At 66.1% G+C, this 14,962-nt stretch carries 10 protein-coding genes; 7 read left to right on the top strand and 3 right to left on the bottom strand.

Features of this window, described 5'->3' with window-relative positions:
* Nucleotides 1–156 precede the first annotated feature (156 nt).
* The 7 genes from AMS67_RS09390 to AMS67_RS09360 all read left to right on the top strand — a co-directional run bounded on the left by AMS67_RS09390 (nt 157) and on the right by AMS67_RS09360 (nt 11,722).
* On the top strand, nt 157–534 hold the full coding sequence (locus AMS67_RS09390) for a hypothetical protein (RefSeq protein ID WP_053387143.1): 378 nt from the start codon (nt 157–159) through the stop codon (nt 532–534).
* On the top strand, nt 528–1,997 hold the full coding sequence (locus tag AMS67_RS09385; RefSeq protein WP_053387142.1) for a S8 family serine peptidase: 1,470 nt from the start codon (nt 528–530) through the stop codon (nt 1,995–1,997). The genes AMS67_RS09390 and AMS67_RS09385 overlap by 7 nt, the downstream gene beginning before the upstream one ends.
* Nucleotides 1,994–3,283: a hypothetical protein gene (locus AMS67_RS17335; RefSeq protein ID WP_156316603.1), complete on the top strand. Its 1,290-nt coding sequence runs from the start codon at nt 1,994–1,996 to the stop codon at nt 3,281–3,283. The genes AMS67_RS09385 and AMS67_RS17335 overlap by 4 nt, the downstream gene beginning before the upstream one ends.
* Before the next feature lie 117 nt (nt 3,284–3,400).
* Nucleotides 3,401–4,810: a S8 family peptidase gene (locus tag AMS67_RS09375; protein WP_162230842.1), complete on the top strand. Its 1,410-nt coding sequence runs from the start codon at nt 3,401–3,403 to the stop codon at nt 4,808–4,810.
* A gap of 267 nt (nt 4,811–5,077) precedes the next feature.
* Complete coding sequence (eccCa, locus tag AMS67_RS09370; protein WP_053387139.1) at nt 5,078–9,076, top strand: type VII secretion protein EccCa; 3,999 nt, start codon at nt 5,078–5,080, stop codon at nt 9,074–9,076.
* A gap of 112 nt (nt 9,077–9,188) precedes the next feature.
* Complete coding sequence (locus tag AMS67_RS18110; protein ID WP_053387138.1) at nt 9,189–10,874, top strand: DUF5684 domain-containing protein; 1,686 nt, start codon at nt 9,189–9,191, stop codon at nt 10,872–10,874.
* A gap of 149 nt (nt 10,875–11,023) precedes the next feature.
* Nucleotides 11,024–11,722: an endonuclease/exonuclease/phosphatase family protein gene (locus tag AMS67_RS09360; RefSeq protein WP_053354113.1), complete on the top strand. Its 699-nt coding sequence runs from the start codon at nt 11,024–11,026 to the stop codon at nt 11,720–11,722.
* A gap of 39 nt (nt 11,723–11,761) precedes the next feature.
* On the opposite strand, the gene AMS67_RS09355 is transcribed toward AMS67_RS09360, so the two are convergent.
* From AMS67_RS09355 to AMS67_RS09345, 3 genes are all read right to left on the bottom strand, one after another.
* Nucleotides 11,762–12,553, bottom strand: a complete 792-nt coding sequence (locus AMS67_RS09355; RefSeq protein WP_053387137.1) for a GntR family transcriptional regulator — start codon at nt 12,551–12,553, stop codon at nt 11,762–11,764.
* 98 nt (nt 12,554–12,651) lie between these two features.
* Nucleotides 12,652–13,236 (bottom strand): MarR family winged helix-turn-helix transcriptional regulator, encoded by a 585-nt coding sequence (locus AMS67_RS09350; RefSeq protein WP_053387136.1) that lies wholly within the window; start codon nt 13,234–13,236, stop codon nt 12,652–12,654.
* A gap of 5 nt (nt 13,237–13,241) precedes the next feature.
* The gene (locus AMS67_RS09345) at nt 13,242–14,879 is read right to left on the bottom strand and encodes a DHA2 family efflux MFS transporter permease subunit (RefSeq protein WP_082305413.1); all 1,638 of its coding nucleotides are present in this window, start codon (nt 14,877–14,879) and stop codon (nt 13,242–13,244) included.
* Nucleotides 14,880–14,962 lie beyond the last annotated feature (83 nt).

Below are 14,962 nucleotides of genomic sequence, written 5' to 3'. Positions count from 1 at the left end.
CCGGCCGCTTCGCAGGCTAAGGGAATGAGGCGGTTGAGTCGATGAGAAATCGGCTCGCCGCCCATCTGCCTTTTATAGCGCAGTGAGATTGAGCCGAGGTTTCAGGCCTCGCTGCGTGGTCGACTTGTTTGGAATGCAAAAGGGGAGCGCTTGCTCATGACGGTGCAAGATCCGATTGGTGCGACTGACGATTCGCGAGACCTTGTCTGGTCGCTCGCGAACTACAATCCGAATGCCCCGACGAACGCGGAAATGGGGTCGGTCAGCGGAACGCAAGCCGCCTCTGCGCAGTTGTACGTTGAAATTTTGAGAACGGCCGGTCAGGCCTTCGCTCAGGAGGCTTCGCGCCTGCTGGCAAAGGTACAGTCGGATTGCACGCAGTCAGCTGAGATTATCGATGCGATGCACTCCCTCGACGCCGAAATCGCAACCGCACTGAATACGGTCGACGTCCAGATTTCATCCAAGGTCTCGAATCCGAGCGACGCGGCCGACTCGTCAGGCACCGACGGCAATGGCAAGGATTCATGGTGATTCGCCGGGTCGCGGCAACCGCACTCGCCGTTCTCATGGGGTTCGGCGCGATGCTTCTGGGGAGCAGTGCAGCTCAAGCTTCGATGACAGATGACGAGCGGGCGACGGCACTCTGGTACACGGAGAGGCTCAAATTCGATCAGATTCGTGAGCAGGGATTGACCGGCGAGGGCATCACGATTGCAGTGATCGACGACGCGATCAACCTCGATGCGGCGGAACTGCAGGGTGCAGACGTAGAAGTTCGCGGCCAATTTTGTCGTGACCGTGCCACCGGCGAAGAGTTTTTACCTACCACCGACGATCCCGCGCGAGCACACGGAACATCGGTGGTGTCGATGCTCGTAGGCAATGGTGTCGCTGCTGATGGCGGAGCAGGTACTCAGGGAATCGTTCCTGACGCGCGGGTGCTGTTTTACGCGGTAGACGGGCCCACCGACGAGAGCGGTGCCGCGACTTGTGACGGATACAATCCCATCACTCAAGAGTTCGGCTCCGATGAAAAGTTCGATCTCAACGCTGAAGACTACGATAGCGAAACTGACGTTTCGATCGACTATTCGATGGCGGTCGCAGCAAAGCAGGCCATTGCCGACGGAGCCGACATCATCAGCGTGTCTTCGGTGTCATCGGTCTGGTCGATGTTGAGTTGGTCTCCAGTTGCAACCCTCGCGCTTCGGGCGGGCATCCCCATTGTTGCGGGTACGCTCAACCCCGATGGTACGACGGCGGATATTTTGCAACTCCTGCCAGCAGTGTTGAACGGCACTGTCGCGGTCGGCGGGGTTGACTATCAAGGTGAGCCAATCACCGGTATTGATCCGACAACGGGCGACCTGCAGACGCAGCGTGGCGTAGATAATATGGGCTTCTCGGGTCCCGCCTATCAGCTCTTGGGCCCTTCTGATGGGACTTCATGGGCTGCCGGGACAGTGTCGGGGAGCTCCGTCGCTACTCCTCTCGTTGCCGGAACGATCGCTCTGGGGCTTGAAAAGTACCCTGACGCCAGCGCAAACCAAGTCTTGCAGGCAATGGTTCGGACGACCGGAAAGGGTATTTTGCAGGATCCGGGGTGGTTGGATCGACTGTACGGGTACGGCATTGTTAACCCAGTTGCGATGTTGCAACAGGACCCCACTCAGTATCCTGACGAGAACCCACTATTTGTGAAAAGTAGTGATGACCCAAGGTGTGGGTCGGGTGCGACTTCGCAGCCGACACCTGATCTCGCCAACTGCGCTTGGGCAACCGTACCCATGGCAGACCGGGTATGGCCAGACGGCTCCGACGATGAACCCTCGAGCTTTGACAGAACCACGATGTTTATGCTCGCGGTAGTCGGACTTCCAATTCTTGGTGTGGCTGCCACGGCCATTATCGTGCCAATTGTGGTCACCCGATCGCGACGACGCAACACACGGCCCTCGTTGACTTCAGCGAATGTATCGGAGTATGAGAAATGAGTGGGAAATCTTACGAACGCCAGTTGGAAGAGCTGGCTTTCGGGGAAGACTGGAACCTCGAGCATCTCAACGGGCTTATCGCGTCCGTTGAAAGCGTGCAGTTGAGGATCACCGAGACGGTGAACCAGCTTTCTGGTAAGTGGACCGGATCAGCTTCGACGACTGCGATTTCTCGACTCAATGTTCATCTCTCGAATCTCAGCAAGTTTCGCGCGATGCTCTTCGAAGCTCAGAGCATCATCACCGGCATGGGAGAGTTCGCTTGCAGCGCTGATAGTGCGAACTCGCGGCGCGCGTCAGAGGCTCAGCGGCTTCTCCAAGAACTCCCATCTGGGGTGGTGCCTCAATTCGTGCATGATGCGGTGAATCAGGGGAAGACCATCGAGGTGCCGTTCTTCGGCACAGTCGACCTCAATCGAGGTGTAGAAGATCTTGCCAACAGCTTGGGAGCGGGTCGCGAAGCCGCTGCCAAGGAGAAGCTCGATCAGATGCGTGATCTCATCATTGCCGAGCAAAAGCGAATTGAGAGTCTGAGTGTCGACTACGACCCATTGCCGAGCGGCGATGGCGGGTTCGACACACCGGAGACTTTCGACCTCGCAGGTATCGGAGGATCGTCCGGGGCCCGTGGCAGCGGTGGGGGCGTTCCCGGATTCCCAGGCGGTGTATTCCCCGGGGGACCCAATTTTCCGGGAGGGCCTGGCGGTCCGGGCGACAACGGCAATGGTGGCGGAGGCAACGACGGGGGAGGAACTGGGACTGACCCGAACCTTCCTGAGTTCCATTGGGATCCGCCTGTCGTAGATCCTCCATATGATCCGAACAACCCGGGCAGCGGGGGCGGCGGCGGGAACGAAGGCGCAGGCGGCGGTTCAGGGAGCCGTCCCAGCGTTGATAGCAGTCTCGATGGCTCCGCAGTGCGCAGTGGTCTGGGTGCGGCGGGCCTGGGTGCGGCCGGCCTTGCGGCCGGTGCCCGACTCGCGGCTGGCGCTGGTGGGTCGGGCGCTAGCGGTGGCTTGGGGCAGGGTCTTGCGGGCTTGACCGGCGGTCTGCGCGGAGCTGCAGCTGCCGCAGGTACGGGCGGCGGTGGTGCTGGTGCGGCAGGCGCGGCAAGTGCCGCTCGTGGCGCTCGCCCGGGCGGCATGATGATGGGTGGCGGCGCCGGAGGCTCTGAAAAGAAGCAGGCAAAGAAATCAGGCCTGGGCGGATACATTGCCCCTCATCTGGATGACGAGGGTGATGGTGGCCCTGCGGCCGACGCCTCTCGCGCAGGCAGCCGAGGCTAGTATCACAGTGTTTGACGCGTGCGCGCACCGATGCGTTCGTGGGATGGTGCGGTGAAACAGCATTGGGCTGCGCGCCTTTGCGTGACGGTTATGCTTGCTGCGTTGGGAGCGGGAAGCGTGGCCGTTCCTGCCCACGCGGAAGCTGACGCGAGCGCCAGAATCTCAGGGCTGTGGTACGTAGATCGGCTGAAACTGCCTGAGGTGCGCGACCTCGGCTTGACTGGAAAAGGGATCACCATTGCGGTGATCGACGACGCGATCAATCCTGAGGTCGCCGAGTTGCAAGGCGCCGATATCGAAGTGGTGGGTCAGTTCTGCCGCGATCAGGCATCAGGGTCGGAGTTGCCTGCGGCCACTGATGACGTGGCGCGCGCGCACGGCACGGATGTGACCGCGATGCTCGTCGGAAATGGTGTCGCCGCGGATGGCGGCCAAGGTACGCAGGGAATTGTGCCCGACGCGACGGTGCGCTTCTATGCCTCGGACGGCGTCGCTGGCACTGACGGCGACTGGACCTGTGATGCCTACAATCCGGTGACTGGGGAATTCACATCGGACAGCGACGTGCGTCTCTCTGAATTCGGAGGGCTCCCGACCGTGCCGAGCGCGCTCGCGGCCTATCAAGCGATTCAAGACGGCGTGGATATCATCAATATTTCCTCTGTCACCTCAGCGTGGAGTTCGATCGATTGGATGCCGGTCGCGATCTATGCGCTGCAACAGGGAATCCCGATCGTTGCCGGGACGAATAACCCGGGAGCGACCCTGGACGAAGCTCTGAACACTATCCCAGCTGGTCTGAACGGATCCGTTGCAGTGGGGGGCGTCGATGTCGATGGCAATCCGATTCTCGGCGTCGATCAAGAACTCGGCGATATCACTGAGGCGGATGGCCTCCAGAACATGGGGTTCGCGGGTCCCGGGTATCAGATGCTCGTTCCCTCATCATCGGGCGGTTGGTCGCCCGGGCTGGCGTCTGGAACTTCGCTTGCGACACCTCTTATTGCAGGAACCATTGCACTCGGGCTCGAACGCACTCCCGATGCGACGGCGAATCAGGTGATTCGCGCGATGATGAGCAGCACCGGAAAAGGAACTGTGCGAGAACCCGAGTGGATCGACCCGCAGTACGGATACGGCATCGTCAATCCGGTAGCGATGCTGGGTGTCGACCCGCTGCAGTTTCCCGACGAAAATCCACTCTTTGTCACGTCGCCTGATGACCCGCGCTGTGGCGCGGGTGCATCAGTCTCGAGTAACGGAGAATTGGTGCAGTGCCGATGGACGGTCGGCCCAACGATTGATGCCGTTCAGGCGCAACTTCCGCCGGGCGAGAGAGACGGCCACGTAACCGAATCATCCCCAGCCGCCAAACTCCTGCAGTCGGTGGGCAGCATCGTACTGATCGCATCCATCGCGCTCGTGTTGCTCGGCGCAGTTGTGATCGCTGTTGTTCTTTCTCGCCAGCAAACGCGGCGGTCGAAGCGGGCGGACGGAACACCGACGAATCGCGATGGATCATTGTAGATGTATGAAATCCCCCAGCGCCGGAGCTCAAGAGGTCAACAGTGACGATGAAATGATCGCGGAGACAACTTGACGTGCTGTGAGAACAGCGTCGGCACACCGGCTTCCGATTCGTCCACGACGCTTGGCATCGGCGAAGAGCTGTGCGAAGTCGATCCCTGAGTGTTCCAGGGACAACGCACGATCCTCGTCACGCATGATTGATACGCTGAACCGATGGCTGCGGAGCGGGAACCGCGGCCGCACTGAAGCTGGGGGAGCACGTCGATGAGTAGCCGTCTCGCGCCACCGCGCGTGCCATCGGGCAGCGTCACACTGCAGGCGCCGCCCGAGATCGAGCCTGCCGAGGGCGGCAGCAATCTGCTCACCTCTGCACTCCCCATGCTCGGCAGCGTCGGCGCGATCATCATGGTGTCGGTGAGCAATGCGGGCCCCACGGGTTGGATCACCGGTGGCATGTTCCTCATCAGTGCTCTGGGGTTCGTGTTCGTGAACGGCTGGCGCCAGCGTGCGACGCGTCAGGCTTCGATCCTGAGCTCACGCAGGGAGTACCTCGCCTACCTCCGCGAGCTTCGCGACACCGTGCGCACCGCGGCGAAAGCGCAGCGACGCGAACGCAATTGGCGGTACCCCGCTCCCGAAGCGTTGACGTACCTCGTCGAAGACGGCGCGCGCGTGTGGGAGCGCGACGCGCAGACCGACGATCACCTCGCCGTGCGCATCGGCACCAGTGAGCAGCCGTTGTGCCTGTCGTTGGTCGCCCCAGAGCTTCCTCCGATCGCCGACCTCGATCCGGTTGCCACGACCGCCGCGCACCGTTTCCTGGTCACCCACGAGACGCAACCCGACCTGCCCACGTATCTGCGACTTTCTCATTACCGCAGCGTGCAAGTCGTCGGTGACGACCTCGAGCGCATCCGCGGCCTGGCGCGCGGCATCATCGCCCATGCCGCTGCGCTGCAGAGCCCTGACGACTTGCAGATCGTGATCGCGGCGAGCCCTCAAGCGCTGCCGCACTGGGAGTGGGCGAAGTGGCTGCCGCACGCGCAATCGTCGCGCCTGCGCGACTCCCTCGGGCCGGCGCGCATGATCGGTTCCGATCTCGACACCCTGCTGCGCATGTTGCCGGCCGACCTGCGTGAGCGTCCGCGTTTCAGTCTCGACGGCCCGGCAACCACCGGCCCGCATCTGCTCGTGGTCGTCGACGGGGCGTCGGTGCCGCCCAGCGATTCAGTATTCGCGGGCGGATTGCAGGGCGTGACCGTACTCGACCTCCCCAACACCTGGGACGACAACGACGACCCCAACACGGCGCGCATTCGCGTGAGCTCCGGCTCCGCGGAGGTCGCCGAGGGGCGCACCGGCTCGCAGCAGATCACCCCCGACCACATGAGCGTGGTCGAGGCTGAAGCGGTGGCCCGTCGGCTCGCGCCGCTGCACCGAGAGGGTGGAGGCGGCGGATCAGCGACCCGTGCCAGTAAGCGCCAGCAGGAGCTGCTCGAACTGCTTGACCTGCCCGACGTGCGCGACCTCGACCTCGAGCAGCAGTGGCGGTACCTGCCGGAGCGCGACCGGTTGCGCGTGCCCATCGGCCAGGACACGAACGGTGCCCCGCTGATCCTCGACCTCAAAGAATCGGCCTCGCAGGGCATGGGCCCGCACGGCCTCATCATCGGTGCGACGGGCTCCGGCAAGTCTGAGGTGCTGCGCACGCTCGTGCTGTCGCTCGCGCTGACCCACTCGCCCGAGCAGCTGAACTTCGTGCTCGTCGACTTCAAGGGCGGCGCGACCTTCGCGGGCATGGCCGACATGCCGCACGTCTCCGCGATCATCACCAACCTCGGCGAAGAGATCAGCCTCGTCGACCGCATGCAAGACGCGCTGCAGGGCGAGATGACGCGGCGGCAGGAGCTGCTGCGCTCCGCCGGCAACTTCGTGAACGTCGGCGAATACGAGAAAGCGCGGGGGAACGGCCGCTCCGATCTGCCGCCGCTGCCCGCGCTGCTCATCGTTGCCGATGAGTTCTCGGAGCTGCTGAGTGCCAAGCCTGAATTCATCGAGTCGTTCGTCGCGATCGGCCGACTGGGTCGTTCGCTGCACGTGCACCTGCTGCTCGCCTCGCAGCGCCTCGAAGAGTCGCGCCTCAAGGGCCTCGACACCCACCTCTCGTACCGCATCGGTCTGCGCACGTTCTCGGCCGCCGAGTCGCGCACGGTCATCGGCGTGCCCGACGCGTATCACCTGCCGCAAGAGCCGGGCGGAGGTCTGCTCAAGGTCGGCAGCGACGACAACCTGACCCAGTTCCGCGCCGCCTACGTTTCGGGGCCGCCGCCCGCCAGACGTGCCATCACCTCCGGCGACTCCGGTGCCACCGCGGGTGGCACCGTGCGCATCACCCCGTTCACCGCGGCGGCGCAACAGCTCACCGACCCCGCAGTCGAGGCCGCACGTGCGAACGCCGAGGCCGAGCGCCGCGCCGAAGAGCTCGCCGCGAGCGAGCCCGAGGAGACCCGAAGCACCTTCGAACTCGCCGTCTCACGGATGTCGGGCATCGGCCCCGCCGCTCACCAGGTCTGGCTGCCGCCGCTCGAAGAGCCGGCCACCCTCGACCAGCTGCTCGGCAAGCTCGCCGTCAGCTACGAGCTCGGGTTGCATGCGCCGCGGTGGCGCGAGCACCGCCGCCTCACGGTGCCGGTCGGCATCGTCGACGTGCCGCTCTACCAGCGCCGTGACGTGCTCACCCTCGACCTCTCGGGAGCCGCAGGCAACGTCGCCATCGTCGGCGCCCCGCTCTCGGGCAAGAGCACCGCTGCGCGCACGCTCGTCTCGGCGCTCGCCCTGACCCACACCCCGCACGAGGTGCAGGTGTTCGTCATCGACTTCGGTGGCAGCTTCGCGGGTCTGCGCGACCTGCCCCACCTCTCAGGGCTCGCGACCCGTGGCGAACCCGAAGTGATTCGCCGCACGGTCGCCGAGGTGACCTCGCTGCTCAACGCCCGCGAGGCCTACTTCCGCGCGCAGGGCATCGACTCGATCGACACCTATCGCACTCGACGTGCGCAGGGGCTCGTCGACGACGGGTACGGCGACATCTTCCTGGTCATCGACGGCTGGGCCACGCTGCGCAGCGACTACGAGTCGCTCGAGGTGCCCGTGCAGCAGCTCGCGGCGCGTGGTCTGAGCTTCGGCGTGCACATCGTGCTCACCGCGAGCCGCTGGCTCGACATTCGCTCGAACGTGAAAGACCTGCTCGGCGGGCGCATCGAGCTGCGTCTCGGCGACGCCTCAGACTCCGAAGTCAATCGCCGCGCGGCGGCCAACGTCTCGGCGCTGCCCGGGCGCGGCCTGGACCCCGCTGGCCTGCAGATGCTCACGGCATTGCCGCGCATCGACGGGGAGCCCGGCGCCGAGACCCTCGTCGACGGTGTCGACGACCTCGTCGCCAAGATCAGCAGCGCCTGGCAGCGCGAGCACGGCCCCAAACTGCGTCTGCTGCCCGAGCGCCTGCCGCTCGCCGAGCTGCGCGAGCACCCGGCCGCCAACGCGAAGCAGCTGCTGCTCGGCCTCGACGAGGCCGAGCTCGCCCCGGTCGGCATCGACCCCGATCGCGAGCAGCACCTGTACCTCTACGGCGACTCGGGATCAGGCAAGTCGTCGATGCTCCGCGGCATCATGCACGAGATCACGCGCCGCTACGAGCCCGGGCAGGCACGCATCTTCATGATCGACTACCGTCGTGCGCACCTCGGCGAAATTCCCGAGGAGTACCTTGGCGCCTACCTCACGACGGCCGACCAGACCGCCGGTGCCGTCGCGCAGCTCGTCGAGTTCTTCCGCGACCGCCTGCCCGGCCCCGACGTCACCGCCGACCAGCTGCGCGCGCGCAACTGGTGGACGGGCGCGGAAGGCTTCGTGCTCATCGACGACTACGACCTCGTCGCCACGCAGCAGGGCAACCCGGCGGCGCCGCTCGCGCAGTTGCTCGCACAGGCGGGCGATCTCGGGTTGCACGTCATCGTGACGCGACGTCTGGGTGGCGCCTCGCGCGCGGCCTACGATCCGATTCTGCAGGGCATGACCGATCTCGGGGTCACCGGCGTGCTGCTGAGCGGCAGCCCCGAAGAGGGGCAACTGATCGGCAAGGTCAAGGCGATCCCGAGCGCACCGGGCCGCGCCCAGGTCGTGTCGCGTGCCCGCGGGCACCAGATCGTGCAGCTCGCGTATGCTCCGACGACGCAGGAAACAGAACCCACCGGTCAGCAATAGCCCGCACTCGGGATTCTCGAATGCGGCGCTGACCGATACGCTGTCAGGGATGCAGCTGCGGCACATCTTCGGCCGGCCCGGGCCGACATCGCGCAGCGGGAAAGAGTGAGTGATGGATTACGAGACTTCGACGCAGCTCGGCGCGGGTTTCTTCCTGGTCTTCGGCATCTGGTCGCTCGTCGGCCTCGCGTTCTACGTGTGGTACCTGTGGGCGCTGTCGCGACTCTTCCCGTACCTCGGTCTGCCGTCGGGCTGGGGTTGGATTCCGGTGTGGAACCAGTGGCAGCTCGTGCAGCGCGGCGGCCTGCCGGGCTGGCTCGTGCTACTGGGCTTCATCCCGGGTCTGAGCATCGTCGTGCTCGTCGTCTCGATCATCGCCATCCACCGCATCAACAGCGAATTCGGCAAGGGCGCCGGCTTCACCGTGCTCGGTGCGTTTATTCCGCCGCTGTGGGCCACACTCTTCGGGTCGCAGTTGCGGGATCGCGAGTACGGCGACCAGGGCTACCCCGTGGGCGGATACGACTCGGCCTACCCCGGCGCTGCCGCTTCCGGTGCGACGGGCTACGGCGCCGAGGCGACCCCGGGCTACGGGGGATTCGCGCCGCAGGGCGCGGCTGATTCTGCAGCATTCGGTGCGCAGCAGCCGGACCCTGCCTGGCAGGGTCTGCCGCCGGTGACTCAGGCTCCGGCTCCGGCTCAGCCTCAGGTTGCGGCTGACCCGTGGGCGGCCCCGCAGGTGCCGGCGGCTCCGCAACAGCCGGCCTCCGGGTACCCGGCACCCACTGCCGACCCCTGGGCGCAGCCTGCGCAGGCAGCCCAGCCGGCGGTGCCGCCGGCTCCCGGTGCCCCTGCGTCTGGCGGGCTCTTCGGGGCTCCGGCTGAGCCTGCACCTGCGCAGCCGCAGGCGCCCGAGCCCAACAACTGGGGCTTCAGCAACACGACCGAGGGCGACTACGCGCGTCTCGCCGCTGAAGGACACACCCCCGCAGCGCCCGCGCCCCTCGGTGGTGTTGCGGCACCCCAGCCGTTCTCCTGGCCCGCCGTGCAGGAATCGAACGTCGAAGGCGAATCGGGCCCGCTGATTCTGCCCGAGCCGCCCGCCTCGGTGGTGCCGGCGGTACCGGCGGCCCCGGCCGTCGAACCGCCCGCACCGAGCTACCCGACGCTCGCCACCGCGAGCTCCGCGCCCGAATCGCAGACTCCGCTGGCCTCCGAGCCGCAGACGCCGCAGACTCCGCAGACGCCTGAGCCGTCGATCTTCGACCGTGAGACCCCCGCGGCGCCCGCGATCGGTCTCGCACCCGCGGCGCCGGTGACTGCAGAGCCTCCGGTGATCCCCGCAGCACCGGAGCCGGCCGCGGCTCCCGTAGCGTTCGAACCCGCCGCGGCGGTAGCGCCCGCTCCCGTCGCTCCGGCTCCGACGCCCGACGCGGGAGGTCTCGACGAAGACCACACCGTCGTCGTCTCCCGCCGCGCGCGCTGGGGCATCGAACTCCCCGACGGTGAAACCCTCGAGCTTGTCGGCGACGACGTGATCGTGGGGCGCAAGCCGGAGCCCCGTGACGGTGCGACAGTGCTGCAGATCACCGACCCGACCCGCACCATGTCGAAGTCGCACGCGCGCCTGCGCCGCGACGGCGAGGAATGGACGATCGAAGACCTGCAGTCGACCAACGGCGTCGCCCTCGTCGACGCTGGGGGCACGACCACGTCGCTCGAGCCCGGCCGCATCGCCCCGGCGACCGAGCAGTTGGTCATCGGCACCCTGCAGGTGCGTCTGCACCAGCTCGGCTGAGCGGTGAGGCTGGGTGACGCGGCACCCCGAACGTTCACGCACCTGAACGAGTTGTCAGCCAGAACTCGCTGACTCCACAGGTCGACGGGCGTAGTGTGGCATCTGTCGGGCTGCCGAACGGCCCGCGCCAACCCAGTGGAGGCCCGAGTATGAAGGTCATCAGCTACAACCTGCGCAAGAACCGTGCCGTCTGCGAGCTCGATGCGCTCGCCGAAGATCACGGTGTCGACGTGCTGTGCCTGCAAGAAGCCGAAGCGGTCGCGCTCCCGGCGCGCCTCGGGCACCTCTCGCTCGTGCACGCCACCGAGCGCAACCGGCTGGGCCTCGCCATGTACGTGCGCGACGAGCGCTTCCACACGCGATCGGCGCACACGTTCCAGCTCAAGAAGTCGCTGCACGACCGTTTGCTCGCGCCCGCGCACGAGCGTCTGCTCGGCGTGCGCCTGCACGACTCCGAGATGCAGCGCGACCTCGTCGTCGCCTCGTTCCACGCCGCACCCCTTACCGCGCTGAACTCGCTGCGACGGCACCAGATTCACGCCGCGCTCGCCGAGCTGCGCCAGCTCGGGCCGGGCCTGCCCGCCCTGATGGTCGGCGACTACAACTACCCGGTCTTCAAGGGGCGCCTCGACACCGAGATGCGCGACACCGGCTACGAGCTCAGCCTCAGCGACAAGCGCACGTATACGCGCTACAAGATGTTCCGCGGGCACTTCGACTTCGCGACCTCATCGGGTCTCGACATCGCGAGCGTGCGCACGCTCGACCGCGGCACGTCGGATCACCTGCCCATCATGGTCACCGCCGCGATGAGCGATCTCGCGCTGCCGGTGCCCGCTGCGGCCTAAGGCGGCGGGCGCTGCGGCGCAGCACCCCAGTGCGGCGAACTACCCCAGACCGGGATCGTAGGTGGCGAGCAGCCCGGTCGCCGGGCTCGCCGCCTGACGCGAGAGCGGATTGCGGTGCTTCGCGCTGTTCTCGATCACGAACGTCGCCATGGTCGGCAGGTAGCGATCGTCGGCGCTCTCGATGACGATGCCGAATTCGTTGTAGGCCAGGCGGCGCACGCGCAGCAGCGGACTGCCCGGGGCGATGTGCAACTGCTCGACTTCGAGCGGGTGCGCGGCGATCGCATCGATGGTGTGGCGCGCCCGTGTCGGCAGAATGCCGACGTGCGCGAGCGCCTGGTACACGCTGCCGTGGTGGAAGTCGGTGCCGAGCAGGTGCTTGCCGATCTCGTACGGGAAGAGGGAGCGCTCGAGCATGGCCGGCTTCTCGTCGAGGTAGCGCACGCGAATGATTCCGACCACGGGGGAGTCGGGGGCGATCTGCAGCTCGCGGGCGCACTCCTCGGTGGCAGTGCGTCGGCTCGCCTCGATGACGCGCTGGCCAGGCGTGAGCCCGAGTTCACGCGCCCACTCACTGAATGAGATGAAGGTGTCGAACGACTGCGCCGGCGCGGTGTGCTGCACGCGCGGCGGGGTGCCGCGACCTCCCACGATCATGCCGTCGGCGCGGAGTGCGGCGAGGGCTTGGCGCACCGGTCCGCGGGAGGTGCCGAACTCGGCGACGAGCGACTTCTCGCTGGGTACCTTGTCGCCGGGCTGCCACGCGCCCGTTCGGATGCGGTGGATCATCTCCTCGTACAGCTGCACGTGAAGCGGCGCCTGGGTGGTCATGTGGCCAACCCTATAAGTCACAACTTGGTTACGGTGGCCCGGGCGGTAACGGGCGCGTGAACGATCGGCGAACGGCGAGTGTTTTCGCTGTGATCGGGTTATTCAGCGTTTGTTGCGGAGGATGTGGCGGGGTCTGGTGATCCACCATCGCCCGATTGCGCTTGCGAATCGCGTGCGCACCGAGCGGCGGGGGTGTCCGTTCGCAGACTGTCGGCGGAGGCCGCGTTGAAGCGGTGCAGTGCGGCGCGCAGGTGCTCGAGCTCGTCGGGGCTCCAGCCGACGAACCGCTCGTGATACGCGTGCGCCCACTGCGCCCGAACCGCCCCGAGCAGGTCTTCCGCTTTCGGGCTCGGAGTGAGCAGCACGACTCGGCGATCTTCGGGGGATGGCTCGGTGTCGACGAGGCCGAGATCGCGCAGCTTGGTGATCTGCCGGCTGACCATCGCCTTGTCCATGTCGAGCAACTGACTGATGCCGGTCGCCGTGATCGGTCCCTTGCGCAGAATGAGCTGCAGCACCATGATGCCGACACCCTTCAGCTCGGGGTCGACCTCTTCCGCATATCGCGCCCAGCGGGTGCGTGCGAACGCGAAAACCTCGGAGAACTCCGCAATGATGTCGGAGATCTGATCGGTGTGCGCTGCGGCGTCGGGGTGCGCGGCGGGGGCGCTGGCGTCGTGCATAACTTCTAGTGTGCCGCGCCGAGCTCGGCTTCGCGCTGGGCGCGCTGCAGATCGGCGCGCTGCTGCGCCGCGCTCTTCGTGTTCAGGGGCAGGTTCGGCAGGAATGCGATCGCGATGATCGCGACGATGCCGACCGGAGCCGCGGCGAGGAAGACGTCGCCGATGCCGTGACCGTAGGCGTTCTCGACGACCTCGCGAATCGGGGCCGTGAGTTCGGCGAGCTTCGGAATCGCTCCGCCGTCGAGCGCATTCGCGCCGGCCATCGCCTCGGGATTCGACTTCGCGAGGGCCCTGAGACCGTCGGTGATGAAGGTGACGATCTGGTGCGAGAGCATGGCACCCATCGCCGACATGCCGGCGGTGCCGCCGATGGTGCGGAAGAAGGTGACCGCCGAGCTCGAGACGCCGAGTTCGTTCGGCGACACCGTGTTCTGTACCACGAGCACTAGGTTCTGCATGCACATGCCGACGCCCGCGCCGAGCACGAACATCGAGATGCCGACGTACCAGAACGAGGTATCGGCGCGCAGCTGCCCCATCAGGAGCAGGCCACCGAGCATGATGACGGAGCCTGACACCATGTAGCGCTTCCACTTACCGGTGCGGGTGATGAGCTGCCCGACCAGGGTCGACGCAAGCAGCACGCCCGCCATCATGGGGATGGTGAGCAGGCCCGATTCGGTCGGAGTCTTGCCGCGGGCGAGCTGCATGTACTGCCCGAGAAACACCGAGGTGCCGAACATGGCGAGACCGACCGCCATCGACGCGATCACCGACATGGTGACGGTGCGGTTGGCGAACAGGTGCATTGGGATCAGCGGCTCGGGGGAGCGCAGCTCGACGAAGACGGCCGCGACCAGCAGCGCGAGGCCACCGCCGACCATTGCGACGGTCTGCCACGACCACCAGTCGAACTGCGTGCCGCCGAGGGTGACCCAGATGAGCAGGCTCGCGAAGCCGATCGAGATGAGTGCGGCGCCGAGATAGTCGATGCTGACCTTGCGCTTGATTGTCTGCAGGTGCAGCGTGCGCTGCAGCACGATGATCGCGATGATGGCGATCGGGGCGGCGACGTAGAAGTTCCAGCGCCAGCCGATCGCGTCGGTGATGGCGCCGCCGAGCAGCGGGCCGCCGACCGTCGAGACCGCCATGATCGCGCCCATGATGCCCATGTACTTGCCGCGTTCGCGCGGGCTGATGATCTCGGCGAGCACGATCTGGCCGAGTGCGCCCAAGCCGCCTGCGCCGAGCCCCTGCAGCACGCGGAAGCCGATGAGCCACGCCGAGTCGGTCGCGGTGCCGGCGAGCGCCGACCCCACCACGAAGATAACCAGCGACGCCTGCAGCAGCACCTTCTTGCTCGTCAGGTCGGCGAGCTTGCCCCAGATCGGCGTCGAGATCGCCGACGCGAGCATCGTCGCGGTGACCACCCAGGTGTAGGCGGCCTGGCTGCCGCCGAGGTCGGCGATGATGATCGGCATCGAGGTGCCGACCACGGTCATCGACAGCATCGAGACGGCCATGCTGAGGAACAGGCCCGTGAGGGCGAGGTTCTTCGCGCGGCCCGTGAGGAGGCCGTCGCCGGGAGTGCTCAGGGTGGTGGGTGCGGGGGTGCGCGGCGCGGGCGCAGTGCTGGTGGTCATTCGGAGGGCGGGATCCTTCGCGAGGTCGTCGGATATTCGTTGATGAAGGTCAACTATACGACATTGGTTGATGGGAGTCAACT

The sequence above is a fragment of the Leucobacter japonicus genome (assembly GCF_001273855.1).
GTDB lineage: Bacteria > Actinomycetota > Actinomycetes > Actinomycetales > Microbacteriaceae > Leucobacter > Leucobacter japonicus.
This window is presented reverse-complemented; position numbering and strand designations above follow the sequence as displayed.

What these genes read in the sequence shown, in the direction of transcription:
- AMS67_RS09345 (WP_082305413.1), bottom strand. Translation starts at nt 14,879, where the DNA reads ATGACCACCAGCACTGCGCCCGCGCCGCGCACCCCCGCACCCACCACC.
- AMS67_RS09390 (WP_053387143.1), top strand. Translation starts at nt 157, where the DNA reads ATGACGGTGCAAGATCCGATTGGTGCGACTGACGATTCGCGAGACCTT.
- AMS67_RS09350 (WP_053387136.1), bottom strand. Translation starts at nt 13,236, where the DNA reads ATGCACGACGCCAGCGCCCCCGCCGCGCACCCCGACGCCGCAGCGCAC.
- eccCa (WP_053387139.1), top strand. Translation starts at nt 5,078, where the DNA reads ATGAGTAGCCGTCTCGCGCCACCGCGCGTGCCATCGGGCAGCGTCACA.
- AMS67_RS17335 (WP_156316603.1), top strand. Translation starts at nt 1,994, where the DNA reads ATGAGTGGGAAATCTTACGAACGCCAGTTGGAAGAGCTGGCTTTCGGG.
- AMS67_RS09355 (WP_053387137.1), bottom strand. Translation starts at nt 12,553, where the DNA reads ATGACCACCCAGGCGCCGCTTCACGTGCAGCTGTACGAGGAGATGATC.
- AMS67_RS09360 (WP_053354113.1), top strand. Translation starts at nt 11,024, where the DNA reads ATGAAGGTCATCAGCTACAACCTGCGCAAGAACCGTGCCGTCTGCGAG.
- AMS67_RS09385 (WP_053387142.1), top strand. Translation starts at nt 528, where the DNA reads ATGGTGATTCGCCGGGTCGCGGCAACCGCACTCGCCGTTCTCATGGGG.
- AMS67_RS18110 (WP_053387138.1), top strand. Translation starts at nt 9,189, where the DNA reads ATGGATTACGAGACTTCGACGCAGCTCGGCGCGGGTTTCTTCCTGGTC.